At 75.9% G+C, this 12,832-nt stretch carries 15 protein-coding genes and 1 riboswitch; of the genes, 7 read left to right on the top strand and 8 right to left on the bottom strand.

Translation table 11 applies throughout. The annotated features are described in order from the left end of the window. Window positions 1-108 precede the first annotated feature (108 nt). Together FB586_RS02425 and FB586_RS02420 are read right to left on the bottom strand one after the other, a co-directional pair. Complete coding sequence (locus tag FB586_RS02425) at window positions 109-786, bottom strand: 4'-phosphopantetheinyl transferase family protein (RefSeq protein ID WP_136517721.1); 678 nt, start codon at window positions 784-786, stop codon at window positions 109-111. Window positions 787-991: 205 nt separating this feature from the next. After that, the gene (locus FB586_RS02420; RefSeq protein ID WP_136517720.1) at window positions 992-2,068 is read right to left on the bottom strand and encodes a right-handed parallel beta-helix repeat-containing protein; all 1,077 of its coding nucleotides are present in this window, start codon (window positions 2,066-2,068) and stop codon (window positions 992-994) included. 211 nt (window positions 2,069-2,279) lie between these two features. On the opposite strand from FB586_RS02420, the gene FB586_RS02415 reads away from it, so the two are divergent. After that, window positions 2,280-2,708, top strand: coding sequence for a hypothetical protein (locus FB586_RS02415; protein WP_136517719.1), 429 nt, complete (start codon window positions 2,280-2,282; stop codon window positions 2,706-2,708). Between the two features lie 91 nt (window positions 2,709-2,799). Then, window positions 2,800-3,474, top strand: coding sequence for a DUF6766 family protein (locus tag FB586_RS02410; protein ID WP_136518259.1), 675 nt, complete (start codon window positions 2,800-2,802; stop codon window positions 3,472-3,474). Between the two features lie 9 nt (window positions 3,475-3,483). Here the strand turns inward: FB586_RS02410 and FB586_RS02405 are convergent, their stop codons facing one another. Further along, on the bottom strand, window positions 3,484-3,960 hold the full coding sequence (locus FB586_RS02405; RefSeq protein WP_136517718.1) for an SRPBCC domain-containing protein: 477 nt from the start codon (window positions 3,958-3,960) through the stop codon (window positions 3,484-3,486). Window positions 3,961-3,976: 16 nt separating this feature from the next. Here FB586_RS02405 and FB586_RS02400 point away from each other — a divergent pair, with 16 nt between their 5' ends. Beyond that, the gene (locus tag FB586_RS02400) at window positions 3,977-4,309 is read left to right on the top strand and encodes an ArsR/SmtB family transcription factor (protein ID WP_222928263.1); all 333 of its coding nucleotides are present in this window, start codon (window positions 3,977-3,979) and stop codon (window positions 4,307-4,309) included. Between the two features lie 25 nt (window positions 4,310-4,334). Here FB586_RS02400 and FB586_RS02395 read toward each other — a convergent pair whose 3' ends face one another. The 5 genes from FB586_RS02395 to FB586_RS02375 all read right to left on the bottom strand — a co-directional run bounded on the left by FB586_RS02395 (window position 4,335) and on the right by FB586_RS02375 (window position 9,080). Then, on the bottom strand, window positions 4,335-4,754 hold the full coding sequence (locus FB586_RS02395) for a pyridoxamine 5'-phosphate oxidase family protein (RefSeq protein ID WP_136517717.1): 420 nt from the start codon (window positions 4,752-4,754) through the stop codon (window positions 4,335-4,337). A 58-nt stretch (window positions 4,755-4,812) separates the two neighbouring features. Then, a complete protein-coding gene (locus FB586_RS02390; RefSeq protein ID WP_168800421.1) occupies window positions 4,813-5,847 on the bottom strand; it encodes an alpha/beta fold hydrolase in 1,035 nt (344 codons plus the stop codon). Beyond that, window positions 5,844-7,241 carry an MFS transporter gene (locus tag FB586_RS02385; protein ID WP_136517715.1) on the bottom strand — a complete coding sequence of 466 codons (1,398 nt, stop codon included), beginning with the start codon at window positions 7,239-7,241 and terminating at the stop codon, window positions 5,844-5,846. The genes FB586_RS02390 and FB586_RS02385 overlap by 4 nt, the downstream gene beginning before the upstream one ends. A 121-nt stretch (window positions 7,242-7,362) precedes the next feature. Next, window positions 7,363-8,163: an ABC transporter permease gene (locus tag FB586_RS02380; protein WP_136517714.1), complete on the bottom strand. Its 801-nt coding sequence runs from the start codon at window positions 8,161-8,163 to the stop codon at window positions 7,363-7,365. After that, window positions 8,160-9,080, bottom strand: coding sequence for an ATP-binding cassette domain-containing protein (locus FB586_RS02375; protein WP_136517713.1), 921 nt, complete (start codon window positions 9,078-9,080; stop codon window positions 8,160-8,162). The genes FB586_RS02380 and FB586_RS02375 overlap by 4 nt, the downstream gene beginning before the upstream one ends. Before the next feature lie 71 nt (window positions 9,081-9,151). On the opposite strand from FB586_RS02375, the gene FB586_RS20140 reads away from it, so the two are divergent. The 4 genes from FB586_RS20140 (at window position 9,152) to FB586_RS02355 (ending at window position 12,829) form a co-directional block, all read left to right on the top strand. Next, the gene (locus tag FB586_RS20140; RefSeq protein WP_136517712.1) at window positions 9,152-10,339 is read left to right on the top strand and encodes a TetR/AcrR family transcriptional regulator; all 1,188 of its coding nucleotides are present in this window, start codon (window positions 9,152-9,154) and stop codon (window positions 10,337-10,339) included. A 106-nt stretch (window positions 10,340-10,445) separates the two neighbouring features. Next, window positions 10,446-11,120 carry a DNA-3-methyladenine glycosylase I gene (locus FB586_RS02365; RefSeq protein ID WP_136517711.1) on the top strand — a complete coding sequence of 225 codons (675 nt, stop codon included), beginning with the start codon at window positions 10,446-10,448 and terminating at the stop codon, window positions 11,118-11,120. A gap of 52 nt (window positions 11,121-11,172) precedes the next feature. Then, the gene (locus FB586_RS02360; RefSeq protein WP_136517710.1) at window positions 11,173-11,394 is read left to right on the top strand and encodes a hypothetical protein; all 222 of its coding nucleotides are present in this window, start codon (window positions 11,173-11,175) and stop codon (window positions 11,392-11,394) included. 159 nt (window positions 11,395-11,553) lie between these two features. Further along, a riboswitch (SAM riboswitch) is annotated at window positions 11,554-11,661 on the top strand. A 91-nt stretch (window positions 11,662-11,752) separates the two neighbouring features. Then, entirely contained in the window at window positions 11,753-12,829 is a 1,077-nt protein-coding gene (locus FB586_RS02355) for a methylenetetrahydrofolate reductase (RefSeq protein WP_136517709.1), read from the top strand. Window positions 12,830-12,832: the final 3 nt, after the last annotated feature.

The raw sequence follows: 12,832 nt of genomic DNA, 5'->3' as shown, positions 1-12,832 counted from the left end.
GCCTCCCGGACCGGAGGCAAGGGCTGCCCACCCACCCCTGACCAGCACACCCTCGCCCCGACCGTGGACGGGTGACGCGTGCGGGTCCGCCGTGCAGCGCGAGTCCGCTCACACGCCGGCGCGGAGCCGGTGGGCGGGCGTCCACCGGAGCTCCCCGGCCGTCATGGCGACGAGCGCGCGCTCGGTGGTCGAGCGGTCGAGGACCGACGCGCCGTCGACGCGGGTCAGCAGCTCGCGGCCGTCGGAGAACGCGATCGCCGTCATCCCGCCGAGGTCGATCCGCCCGAGCTTGACGGCGCACTCCTTGCGCGACCAGAGCCGGGCGAACGCGAGGGGCGCGTCGTGCTGCGCGAGCCACGCACGCTCCGTCGCGGTGGCGACGTGGGACGCCAGGGTGTCGACGTCGGCGACCGCCTCCTCCACGTCGACCGCGACGGGTGTCGGGGCGGCTGCCGCGGCCACGTGCGCCCGCGTGTGCGACCAGCTCACGTGCACGTCGGGGTACCCCTCGACGAACGGTGCCCCGTGGTCGTCGCCGCCGCAGCCCGGGCACCGCTGGGCCAGGCGGACGTCGCCCGGCCGGACGCCGAGCAGGTCGGCGACGACCAGCACGGCCAGCGCCCGCGCCGAGACCGCCGCGCGGCGGTCGCGCGGGTCCCGCAGGCGCGCGAGCCTCGCGGCGACGGGGTCGGTGATCGCGAGCCAGGGCGGTGCGGCCGGCAGCGCCTCCACCGGCGCGTCGGTCCAGACGCCGACGCTCTCCGTGGGCAGCAGCCGGGACACCATGCGTGGTCGTCCTCCGTCGGGGCGAGGGCGGCGGGACTGCGCCGACCCCGTCGACCCGTGCCGGCAGGGCGGTCCCGCCGCGTGAGCGGCTCGGAGCAGTGTCGCGCACGGGCGCGCCGCCCGGGCCCCGGACCCTCGCGTCCCGCCCGACGCGGCCGCGCGACAGGGCCGGGGACTGCGCGTCCCCGGCCCTCGCCGTCCCCGTCTACGGGCAGACCACGCCCAGGCACTGCTGCGGGTCGGCGTTGCGCCGCGCGGTGTTGCCGCCGCCGTCGGTCACGCCCGCCACGTCGTACCCGCGGTCCGCGTTCCGGTCCGAGCGGTTGCCGGTCACGGTGACGACGGACAGGCCCGCGGTGCCCGGGGCGGCTCCCGGGCCGCCGACGAGCGTCCGGGCCGAGATGCCGTCGTCGCCCAGGCCGGCCGAGGGGGCGAAGCCGTTGTGCCGGAGCGCGTTCCCCGTCACGGTGATGGAGGACTGCCCGAGCGTGCACTCGGCCTCCTCCGTCGAGCACTCCACCGTGACGTCGATCCCGGGCCCGCCGTTGTCGATCAGGCGGTTCCGGAGGAGCTGCACGTCGTCGAGGCCGCGGGCGGCGCTCTGGAAGTAGCTCTTGCGCAGGACCACGCGGATGCCGGCCCCGGAGCTGGCCTTGAAGACGTTGTCGGCGACGGCGACGTCGTTGGCGCCGGCGCCGTCCTCGTTGCGCAGGAAGACGCCCGTCTGGTTCCCCACGAACGTCGACCGCTCGACGACGAACCCGTCCCTCTTCTGGATCGCGACGGCGATGCCGTTCCGGGTGAACCTCGAGTCGGAGACCCTCCCCTGCCCTGCGTGGTAGAAGTCGACGGCCGTGCCGGGCAGGTCGTGGAAGTGGCTCCTCGTGACGACCATCCCCGGCGCGCCGGCCGTGAGGAAGGCGCCGGTGGCGGCACCGGGGACGACGGACGTGACGTCGACGCGGTCGAGGCGGCCGCGCTCGCCCGCCCAGTAGATCGAGTTCGCGCGCAGGTGGCCTCGGGCGAGCGTCACGTCGGATCCACCGACCACGGTGCCGGAACCACCGCTCCCCGGGCTCGTCAGCGTGCGCCCGGCCAGGTCGACCGTGGTGCCGGAGGGCAGCACCCCCAGGTCGCACGTCGAGTCCGCGACCAACCGGTAGTGGTTCGGCCCCTTCTGCACGAACCCCGGACACGGTGGAGGTGCCGCCGCCGCGCTCGTCGCGAACGTGACCACCATGCCCAGGGCCGCACCGACGGCCAGCAGAGACCTCGTCCTCATGTCCTTGCCCCCCTTGCAGGACCGCGGCGCACACGGTTCGAGCGCCGCTCAAACTGTGACAAAGGGATGGTAAGGACGTGGATCACCCAGGAGATCTCCCGGAGTCGGGTGAAGTTGGTGGGGCTCGCTCGGCCACGGCCGAACGGGTGCCCCCCGCGGGCTTCCCCGGCGACCGGATGCCGGCCGACGTCGCCCCTGCCACCATCCCGGCATGGATCGACGACACGGCGCGGCGGTCGCCGCGCTGACCCTGGCGGTGGCCCTGGTCGCCTCCGCCTGCAGCGACGCCCCCGCCTCCGCGGACGCCGTCGACGCCGCGGAGCGCTTCTACGCCGCCGTCGCCGACGGCGACGGCGAGGCGGCCTGCGCCCTGCTGCTCCCCGACGCGGCCGAGGCCGCCGCCGCCGACGCGGACGCCCCCTGCGCGCAGGCGGTGACCTCCGGCGACGTCGGGGACGACCTCGCCTCCCGGGCGGACGGCCTCGGCACGGCGACGGCCCACGTGGCGGGCCGGCAGGCACAGGTGCTGTTCGCGGCGGACACGGTGTTCCTGGCGCGGTCGGGCGGCGGGTGGGTCGTCACCGCCGCCGGCTGCGACTCCCGCCCGGAGCGTCCCTACGACTGCGAGGTGGAGGCATGAGGTCGCAGCGGGTCCTGGTCGCGCTGACGCTGGTCGCGGTCTACGCCTCCCTGGTGCTGTCGGTGGTGCTGGCGGTGGTGCGGCGATGAGGATGCCGCGCGTGGTGCGGGAGAACGGGCTGAGCCTGTTCTTCGCGGCGATCTTCCTGCTGTCCCTCGTGGGGCAGGCCCTCACCGGCGTCGCGTTCTTCAACGAGGAGCAGCGCGCGGCGGGCCTCGACCCCGTGCCGCTGGCCGACTACCTCTTCTCGTCCGCCTTCGCCGTCGACGTCACCGAGAACTGGCAGTCCGAGTTCCTGCAGTTCCTGCTGTACATCGGCGCGACGGTGTGGCTGGTGCAGAAGGGCTCGCCGGAGTCGAAGGCGCTGGACGAGGCCGGGCGCGAGAGCGACGAGGAGCAGAAGGTCGCGGAGCACGCCACGCCGGACTCGCCGGCCTGGGCACGCGTGCGCGGGTGGCGGCTGAGCGTCTACTCCCACTCCCTGACGCTCGTGATGGGGTCGATCTTCCTGCTGTCGTGGCTGGTCCAGTCGATGACGGGTGCGGTCGCGTACTCGGAGGAGCAGATGCGCGAGCTGCAGGACCCGGTCCCGTGGGCGCAGTACCTCGGCCACCCCGACTTCTGGAACCGCACGTTCCAGAACTGGCAGTCGGAGTTCCTCGCGGTGCTCAGCATGGTGCTGCTGGCGGTGTTCCTCCGCGAGCGCGGGTCGCCGGAGTCGAAGCCGGTGGGGTCCGCCCACTCGGCGACGGGCGTCGAGGGCTGACTCCCGCGGTCAGCGGTAGAACCCCTCCCGCAGGTTCACCCCGTGCTCGAGCCACGCCTTGAGGGCGTTCAGCATGCTCGTCCAGCCCTCGCAGTTGCCGAAGGCGGCGCGGGCTCCGTCGGGCGTCGGACGCCAGGACGACTCGGTGATGGTGACGAGCGTGCGCGCACCGTCGTCGACCGGCTCGAACGCGAACTCGGTGCGCGTGGTACCGCCCTCGCCGGCGGTGGCCTCGCCGCCCCACTCGATGACGAGGCGGCGGGGCGGGTCCGCCTCGACGACGGTGACGGGGAACCGGCCGGGGAAGTCGGCGAAGTCCCAGGTCACGTCAGCGCCGGGCTCGAGCCGGCCGTGGGCGCCGCCGGTGGTGAAGTAGCGCGAGAGCTGCTCGGGGTCGGCGACGGCCTCGTACACCTGCTCGCAGGGGCGCGCGATGCGTCCCGACACGGTGAAGGAGAGTGCGGTGAGCGTCTCGTCGGTTGACATGTTGTATTCTTACAACATGTCTGGGACGGCCCACAAGGGTGACGACGAGGCCGACGACCGCGTCTTCAAGGCCCTCGCCGCGCCGGTTCGCCGCCGCATGCTCGACGCCCTCAAGGAGTCACCCCGCACGACCGGCGAGCTCTGCTCGCTCTTCCCCGACCTCGACCGCACCACCGTGCTCCAGCACCTGCGCGTGCTCGAGCAGGCCGAGCTCGTGACCGGCCGCAAGGTGGGCCGCGAGCGGCACCTGTCCCTCGCGCCGCTGCCGATCAAGCGCATCCACGACCGGTGGATCGGCGACTACGCGCGCGTCGCCGTCGACCTGCTGGACCGGCTCGACCGCGGCTGAGCGCGTCGGGCGCGGACGCCGGCGGTCAGAACACCGTGCGCCGCACCTGCTCCGGACGCAGGACCAGCCGCACGTAGTCGTCCGCGAGCAGGGCCTCGAGGTCGCGCGCACGCACCGGGTCGCCGAGGTCCCAGTAGCGGGCGGCCAGCCGCGCGGCGAGCTCGTGCGCGCCGTCGGCCTCGACCGTGACCGGGCCGCTGACGGACACCCAGTGCTCGCGCTCGCCCACCGGGGCGGCGACGACCACCGACGCGCGCGGGTCAGGGCGCAGGTGCCGCACCTTGAGGCTGTCGGGACCGGTGAAGAGCTGCACCGTGCCGTCGTCCGCGAGCTCGAACCACACCGGGCGCGGCTGCGGCGGCACCGGCCCCGCCGCGGGGGTGAAGAACGCGTGCAGCGGGCGGCGCAGCAGCGCGCGGTCCTCATCGGTCAGGGCGTCGGTCATCACGGCTCCTTTCGTCGGCGTGTCCCTACGTCGGGCACAACCGCGCCGGGACCCGAGGTCATCCGCGCCGCGCCACGCCCACGGCCTCGTCGAGGAAGCGCACGAGCCCGCCGAGGTACGCGCCGCGCGGCTCGTCGTGCGACAGCACCAGGTCGTGCACGCCGCCGTCGACGACGAGCTCGCGCACGTCCGGCCCGAGGCCGGGCGCGAGCGCCGCGATCGTCGCGACGTCGAGCACGGTGTCGACGGCGTCGAGGTCGTCCCCCTCCGCGAGGTCCGCCCGCGACCGCGCCGACCGCGCGACCAGGACCGGCACGCCGATCTCCATGCCCGCGGCGACGCGGCGCTGCCCCGCCCGGACGGCCGCCAGCCACCCCGCCCGGATCGGCACCCCGTCCGGTCGCTTCAGCTCGGTGTCGAACTCCCACCGCTCCCGCATCCGCCCCGCGTAGTGCGACGGCCCGCTCGACAGCACCCGCAGCGGCGCGCTCCGCGCGAGCGGGCGCAGCGCCTGGTCCTGCAGGGGCGTGACCCACGAGCGCTCGACGGACAGGAACGGGCTGTTCAGCACGAGCCCGTCGGCACCGCCGCGCACCCGGTGGGCGTGCGCCCACAGCGCCGCGACCAGCCCGCCGGTGGAGTGCGCGTGCACCACCACCGGCACACCCGGCCAGGCGGAGCGCGCGGCGGCCACCGCACGGCTCAGGTCCGACGCCTGCTCGCGCAGGTCGCCCTGGTAGTGCGGCACGTCCCCGGGACGCAGCGACCGCCCGGCCCGGCGTGCGTCGAGCCCGAGGAAGGCCCACCCCGCCTCGCGCAGCGCCTGCGGCAGCGGCGTCGCGAACACGTAGTCGTTGTAGCCGTGCAGGTGGACGACGACGCCGCGCGGGTCCTCGGGCTGTGCGAGCGGCCGCACGAGGGTGAGCACCGGTGCGGCGCCGCCGACGCCCACGGCGCGCCAGCCGGGGCCGCCGGGCGCCGGGCGCCAGCCGGGCAAGGTGCGGACCTCGTACCCGTCGAGCAGCGGGTCGGGCGACCAGCCGGTCGCCGTCTCGTCCGCCGCCGCCGGTCCGTCCACGTCCGCCCCCGTCACGCGCCCATCGTCGTCGTGGCCACGTCCCGCCGCCCGTCGACGCCCAGCCCGCGCGGGAAGCGCACCGGCACGAACAGCAGCAGCCCGAGCAGCAGCACGGCGACGATCCCGAGGATCCCCCAGTACTGCCCGCCGCCGAGGGCGATCGCGAGCGAGAACGCCGCGGGTGCCAGGAAGGTCGCGGCACGCCCGGTCGTCGCGTAGAGACCGAAGACCTCCGTCTCCCGCCCCGGCTCCGCGAGCCGGGCGAGCAGCGCGCGCGAGGCCGACTGCGCCGGCCCGACGCACGCCGAGAGCACGAGCCCACCCGCCCAGAACGCCGACGCCCCGAGGTCGTGCAGGAGGAACACGGCCGTCCCGGCGAGGACGAGCACGACCAGCGACCACGTGACGACACGCCGCGGCCCGAACCGGTCGTCGAGCCACCCGGCGGCGATGGTCGCGGCGCCCGCGACGACGTTCGCGGCGATCGCGAACACGATCACCTCGCCGGGGGAGAACCCGAACGTGCCCGCCGCGAGCACGCCGCCGAAGGTGAACACCCCGGTGAGGCCGTCGCGGAACACCGCGCTGGCGATGAGGAAGCGCAGCGTCGAGCGCCGCTCGCGCCACAGCGTCGCGATGTGCCGGCCGACGGTCACGTACGCCCCGACCAGGCCGACCCGCTCCGGGGCGCCGGGACGCCGGCGGTCCGGCACCGCGACGAGCACCGGGACGGCGAAGGCGAGGAACCACAGGCCCGCGATGAGCATGGAGACGCGCACGTCCATGCCGGCCTCCGACGTGACGCCGAACAGGCCGACCTCCGGCTGGATGAGGCCGAAGTACAGGACGAGCAGCAGCACGATGCCGCCGACGTACCCGGCGCCCCACCCGATGCCGCTGACGCGCCCGATGGTCCGCGGCCCGCTGATCTGCAGCAGGAGCGCGTTGTAGGCGACGCCGGCGATCTCCGCGGCGATGGTGCCGACCGCCAGCAGCGTGACGCCGAGGCGCACGGCGTCCGCCATGCCGCCCTCGACGGGCTGCACGAACCACAGCGCGAGGATGCACAGGCCCACGACCAGCGAGGTCACCGCGAGCAGGGGGCGCCGCCGCCCGCCCGCGTCGGCGAGGGTTCCGAGCGCGGGCGCGGTCAGCGCGACGAGCACGCCCGCGGCGGCCAGCCCCCACCCGAGCCACTGGCTGTGCAGGGCCGTGACGGCCTCGACGTCGGCGCCGGGCTCCACGAACGACGAGCCCGTGAGGTACACCGTGAAGACGAAGGTCGTGACGACCGCGTTGAAGGCGGCGGAGCCCCAGTCCCAGGCGGCCCAGGCCGCGATCTGACGACGGACGAGCGGCGGCTCCGCGACGGGAGCGCCGGCGGGGACCGCAGCGGTGGGGTGCGCCATGGGCGCGAGCGTAGGCCGCGGCGCCCCCCTGTGGGATGGCGGCACGGTGAACGCGTGCCTGACGCGGGGACGGAACCGCACGGACCGGACGGGAGCCGGCGTCACGACCGGCCCAGGGGCCTCACCGCTGGCGCCGGAACAGCACCGCCGACGCCACCCGCGCGACGACGAGCACGCCCGCCCACCAGGCGAGGGCGACGAGCACCGTGCTGCCGACCGGCATGCCGAGCAGCAGGGCCCGCAGCGCGTCCGACGTCGGCGTGACGGGGTTCAGCCGCGCCACGGTCTCGAGCACGCCGGGCATGGTCCCGACGGGCACGAACGCGCTGGACACGTAGGGCAGGAAGAGGATGACGAACGTGAACCCGCTCGCCGCCTCCGGCCCCGACGCGACGAGGCCGATCGCGACCGCGACCCAGGTCAGCGCGAGGACGTACACGACCAGCACGCCCGCCGCGGCCAGCCAGTCCCCGGCCGACGCCGCCGGGTCGAAGCCGACCAGCAGCGCGACCGCGACGACGAGCGCGGTCGAGACGGCGTTGCGCGCGAGGCTCGCCACCACGTGGCCGGTGAGGACGGCGCCGGCGGGCACGGGCATGCTGCGGAAGCGGTCGACGATGCCGTTCGTCATGTCGCTCGCGACGTCCACGGCGGTCGTCGCGGCCCCGTACCCCGCGGTGAGCAGGACGATCGCCGGGACGACGAAGTCCACGTACTCCATGCCGGTGCTGATGGCCCCGCCGAAGACGTAGACGAACATCAGCAGCAGCACGACCGGCAGCAGCACCGCGAGCAGCAGCGTGTCGAGCTGGCGGGTGGACCGGCGCACGCTGCGGCCGACGAGCGCGAGCGTGTCGCGCGCCGCGTCGAGGGGGCCCGGGGGCGGCGGGACCGGGCGGGGCGTGAGGTCGACGGTGCTCATCGGGGCTCCTGGGCGGTCGTGGCGAGCGCGGGGGTGCGGTCGGCGGTGCCGGCGTCGTGGCCGGTGAGGGCGAGGAACGCGTCGTCGAGCGTCGGCGTGCGCACCTGCCAGTGCACGACGTCGAGCCCGCGCCGCTCGACCTCCCCGAGGACGCGCCGGACGTCGCCGACGGTGCCGTCGGTGGCGAGGCGCTCGGTGCGGCCGTCCGCGAGCGCGAGCTCGACGTGCGCCGACCCGACGGCGGCCTTGAGCTCGGCCGCGGTGCCGTCGGCGACGACGACCCCGCGGTCGATGACGGCGACCCGGTCGGCCAGGGCGTCCGCCTCCTCCAGGTACTGCGTGGTGAGCAGGACGGTCCCGCCCGCTGCGACGACCGAGCGGACCACGTCCCAGAGGGCGGCGCGGCTGCGCGGGTCGAGACCTGTGGTGGGTTCGTCGAGGACGAGGACCTGGGGTCGGCTCAGCAGGCTGACGGCGAGGTCGAGGCGCCGGCGCATGCCGCCCGAGTAGGTGCGGACCGTGCGCCGTGCCGCGTCGGTGAGGTCGAACAGGGCGAGCATCTCGGCGGCCCGCTCGCGCACCTGCCGGCGCGGCACGTGCGCGAGCCGTGCGGCGAGCCGGACGTTCTCCTCGCCCGTCAGGAGCTCGTCGACGGCGGCGTACTGGCCGGTGAGGCTCAGGGCCGCGCGGACCCGGGCGGCCTCGGTCCGCACGTCGAAGCCGGCCACGCGGGCCGTGCCGCCGTCCGGTGCCACGAGCGTGGACAGGATCCGGACGGTCGTCGTCTTGCCGGCGCCGTTGGGGCCGAGCAGTGCGAGCACCTGACCGCGCCGGACGGTCAGGTCGACGCCGTCGAGCACCGGGCGCCCGCCGTACGCCTTGCGCAGCCCCCGCGTCTCGATGACGGGCTCCTCCATCGCGCACCACCTTTCTGTGTACGTCGCAAACTGTGTGTGTATGTCATACACACTTGTAGGATGTGGCGTCAATGGATGCCGACGCCCCGACCGACGCCCTCGACCGCGACGACGCCGCCGCCCGCCGCGAGGCCGAGCGCGCCCGGCGCGACCGCGAGAAGGCCGACCGCGCCGCCCAGAAGGAGGCCGAGCGCGCACGTCGCGACGCCGAGCGGGCCGCACGCCAGGCCGAGAAGGACGAGCGGGAGGCGCGACGCGCCGCCGAGCGGCACGAGCGCGAGCGGCTGCGGCTCGAGGCGGAACGCGCGAAGGACGACGAGCAGCGACGCCGCGAGCGCGAGCGCGAGGCGGCCGAGAGCGCGCGGGAGGCGGCGCGCGCGCTGCGCGAGGCCGAGCAGGCCGAGCGGGCCGCCGCCCTCGCCCGTCGTCGTGCCGCCCGCGAGGCCGAGAAGGCGCGCCGGCAGGCCGAGCGCGCGGACCCTCCGCTCGCCGCACCGCCCGACCTGGCCGACCTGCCCCCGGACGTCGCCGTGCTGTGGCGCCGCCCGGCACCCGGCCGCCGGGGGCCCCGTCCCGGTCTGTCGCTCGAGCAGATCGCCGACGCGGGCATCGCCCTGGCCGACGCCGAGGGCCTCGACGCCGTCTCCATGGCCCGCCTGGCCGAGTCGCTCGGCTTCACGACGATGTCGCTGTACCGGTACGTGACCAGCAAGGACGAGGTCCTCATGCTCATGGCCGACCGTGCGGCCGGGCAGGTCCCGCGCGTCGGGCCCGAGGTGGGCGGCTGGCGCGAGCGCCTGGAGCTCCTGCTGGAGCTGCAGCGCCCCGTGCTCGCGGCGCACCCGTGGCTCGCGCGCACGACCAGCACGCTGTTCGCCGTCGGGCCGAACCGCCTCGCGTGGATGGACGCGATCCTGGCGTGCTTCGAGGACACCGGGCTCACCGAGCCCGAGAAGCTGGCGGTGACGGGCGTGCTGTCGAGCCACCAGCTCGACTGGGCCCGGCTGCTCGACGCCTACGCGACCCGGCAGCGGACGGCCGGGGACGGCGGCGGCGAGGACCCGGACGCCGTCATCGCCCGGCTCGTCGACCCCGCGACCCACCCGGCGCTGGCGCGGGCGGTCGCGGGTGGCGCCCTCGACCCGGAGGCGGCGCCCGCGGGCGGCGACGGGTCGGGGCTGGACTTCGGGACCCGGGTGATCCTCGATGGGATCGCCGCCCTCGTCGCGCGGCACGAACAGGACGACGCACGGGCCTGACCAAGGGGCGCCGCCGGGCCGACCCCAGCCCGCCGTCACCGTGGGGAGCTCACAGGGTGCCGCCCGGACCTGCCCGGGTGTCGCCGGTGGGCAGCAGACTCGCGGCATGACCGACACCCCCGCGCCGGTGCACGGCGCGTCCGACCCGCGGCCCGACGCGCTGCCCCTCGTCGCCGGCCGCTGCTTCGGCGACGGCGACCCCCTCTACGCCGCCTACCACGACGACGAGTGGGGCGTTGCGGTGCACGACGAGCACGCCCTGTTCGAGCGCCTCGCCCTCGAGGCGTTCCAGTCGGGCCTGGCGTGGATCACGATCCTGCGCAAGCGGCCGGCCTTCCGGTCCGCCTTCGCGGGCTTCGACCCGGAGGCCGTCGCGCGGTTCGGGGACGAGGACGTGGCCCGGCTGCTCGGGGACGCGGCCATCGTGCGCAACCGGGCGAAGATCGAGGCGACGATCGCGAACGCGCGGGCCACGCTCGCGCTCCACGCGGCCGGTCGCACGCTCGACGAGGTGCTGTGGTCGCACGCGCCCGCCGCGCCGCGGACCCGGCCGGCCACCGGGGCCGACGTGCCCGGGAGCACGCCGGAGTCGCGCGCGCTGGCGAAGGAGCTGCGCGGGCTCGGGTTCCGGTTCGTCGGCCCCACCACCGCGTACGCCGCGATGCAGGCGTGCGGCGTCGTCGACGACCACCCGGCGACGTGCCCGGTCGCGGTCCTCCGGTCGGGTGCCCCGGTGACCGGCGTGCAGGCCACCGCGGGTGGCGGTGCTCCGCAGGGGTGACACGCGTGTCGGACGCGTGTCCAGGGACGGCGTCGGGGCTAGGGTGCCCCGCATGGTGGAGCAGCGGGACGGCGACGGACGGCACGACGCCGTGCGCGGCGCCCAGGACGCGTGGGAGAGCGCCGACGCGCCGGACCCCAGCGTGCTCGCCGCGGTGCAGGACGGTCTGCTCGCGGTCCCCGCCGGGTCCCCGACCGCCTGGTTCGGCGTCCCGCGCCCCCGCCCGTCGCGGGAGCAGCAGCCGCCGGGCGGGCTGCACCGCCGCCAGCGCTGACACGCGCTCCCCCGGAGGGGACGCCCCGCTCTCAGCGGCCCGTCCCCCACCCGCGCCCGGACGAATGTGCGGGCTGCCGCCGGACCGCGCGCTGACACACTCTGTCTCACCACACGGGCGCCTCTGTCCGCCATGCGGGCGCCCTCGCTACGCTCACGCCGACCATCCAGAGCGGCCGAGAGACCTGGCTCAGCGACGCCGCAGCAACCCCCCTCCTCGTCGAGGGTGTGGGTGCTTCCGCCAGGAACGATGGAGTGACGATGATCGTGCGCCCTGACGTCGCCGACCCCACGGACGGCGTGACGTCGTCCGTGCCGGCCGCCCGCCCTCGTCCCCGGCACCGCGCCGGGACGGCGCGATGACGGTCGTGACCGACACCCGCGAGCAGGCTCCGCCGCGCACCGCCGCGACGCCCGCCACGCGCGCCGCCCACCGGCACGAGCCGGCGGCCGCGCTGGACCGGCCCACGGTGTCGTTCGAGCTGTTCCCCCCGCGCGACGTCGACGCCGCCCCCCGCCTGTGGTCGACGGTGCGCGAGCTGGAGGCGGCCGAGCCGGACTTCGTCTCGGTCACCTACGGGGCGTCCGGGAAGACCCGCGAGACCACGCGTGCCCTGGTGACGCGGCTCCTGCGCGAGACGACGCTCAACCCGATCGCGCACCTCACGTGCGTCGGCACGTCCCGCGCGGAGGTCGCGGCCGTCGTCGAGGAGTTCCTCGACGAGGGCGTGCGCGCGTTCCTCGCGCTGCGGGGCGACCCGCCCGCGGGGCAGGCCGACTGGCAGCCGCACCCCGAGGGCGTCGCGACCGCGGCCGACCTCGTCGCCCTGCTCCGCGAGATCGAGCAGCGCCGGTGCGCGGGGTCCCCGGCGCAGGCGGTGCGTGCGCGCGTGCGTCCGCTCTCCCTCGCCGTCGCCGCCTTCCCCCGCGGCAACCACGCGACGGGCGGCACCCGCCAGCAGGACGTGCAGGCGCTGCTGGCGAAGCAGGAGGCCGGGGCGGACTTCGCCATCACGCAGGTGTTCTTCGACGCGGAGGCGTACCTCGGCCTGGTCGCCGAGGCCCGCCGCGCCGGGGTGACGATCCCGATCGTCCCCGGCATCATCCCGACCACCGACCCCGCCCGGCTCCTGCGCGTGCAGGAGCTCACGGGGGTCCCCGTGCCCCGCTCGCTCCTGGACCTGCTCGGCTCCGCCGACGACGACGCCGACCGCCACCGCCGCGGGATCCGCGCGGGCGTCGACCTGGTCCGCGCCGTGCTCGACGGCGGCGCACCGGGCGTGCACGTCTACACGTTCAACAAGCACGAGGCCGCGCTCGACCTGCTCGAGGGCGCCGACCTGCGCGGCGGCCGACCGGCCGCCGCCGCCCCCACGACGTCCACCGAGCCCGTCGGCGACCCCGCCGCCGGGCCCACCCCGACACCGGCGAGGTAACCC

It is taken from the genome of Cellulomonas telluris (assembly GCF_004886325.1).
Taxonomy (GTDB): Bacteria; Actinomycetota; Actinomycetes; order Actinomycetales; family Cellulomonadaceae; genus Cellulomonas; species Cellulomonas telluris.
This window is presented reverse-complemented; position numbering and strand designations above follow the sequence as displayed.

What these genes read in the sequence shown, in the direction of transcription:
- FB586_RS02420 (WP_136517720.1), bottom strand. Translation starts at nt 2,068, where the DNA reads ATGAGGACGAGGTCTCTGCTGGCCGTCGGTGCGGCCCTGGGCATGGTG.
- FB586_RS02425 (WP_136517721.1), bottom strand. Translation starts at nt 786, where the DNA reads ATGGTGTCCCGGCTGCTGCCCACGGAGAGCGTCGGCGTCTGGACCGAC.
- FB586_RS02400 (WP_222928263.1), top strand. Translation starts at nt 3,977, where the DNA reads ATGTCTGGGACGGCCCACAAGGGTGACGACGAGGCCGACGACCGCGTC.
- FB586_RS02405 (WP_136517718.1), bottom strand. Translation starts at nt 3,960, where the DNA reads ATGTCAACCGACGAGACGCTCACCGCACTCTCCTTCACCGTGTCGGGA.
- FB586_RS02385 (WP_136517715.1), bottom strand. Translation starts at nt 7,241, where the DNA reads ATGGCGCACCCCACCGCTGCGGTCCCCGCCGGCGCTCCCGTCGCGGAG.
- FB586_RS20140 (WP_136517712.1), top strand. Translation starts at nt 9,152, where the DNA reads ATGGATGCCGACGCCCCGACCGACGCCCTCGACCGCGACGACGCCGCC.
- FB586_RS02365 (WP_136517711.1), top strand. Translation starts at nt 10,446, where the DNA reads ATGACCGACACCCCCGCGCCGGTGCACGGCGCGTCCGACCCGCGGCCC.
- FB586_RS02360 (WP_136517710.1), top strand. Translation starts at nt 11,173, where the DNA reads ATGGTGGAGCAGCGGGACGGCGACGGACGGCACGACGCCGTGCGCGGC.
- FB586_RS02355 (WP_136517709.1), top strand. Translation starts at nt 11,753, where the DNA reads ATGACGGTCGTGACCGACACCCGCGAGCAGGCTCCGCCGCGCACCGCC.
- FB586_RS02375 (WP_136517713.1), bottom strand. Translation starts at nt 9,080, where the DNA reads ATGGAGGAGCCCGTCATCGAGACGCGGGGGCTGCGCAAGGCGTACGGC.
- FB586_RS02395 (WP_136517717.1), bottom strand. Translation starts at nt 4,754, where the DNA reads ATGACCGACGCCCTGACCGATGAGGACCGCGCGCTGCTGCGCCGCCCG.
- FB586_RS02410 (WP_136518259.1), top strand. Translation starts at nt 2,800, where the DNA reads ATGCCGCGCGTGGTGCGGGAGAACGGGCTGAGCCTGTTCTTCGCGGCG.
- FB586_RS02380 (WP_136517714.1), bottom strand. Translation starts at nt 8,163, where the DNA reads ATGAGCACCGTCGACCTCACGCCCCGCCCGGTCCCGCCGCCCCCGGGC.
- FB586_RS02415 (WP_136517719.1), top strand. Translation starts at nt 2,280, where the DNA reads ATGGATCGACGACACGGCGCGGCGGTCGCCGCGCTGACCCTGGCGGTG.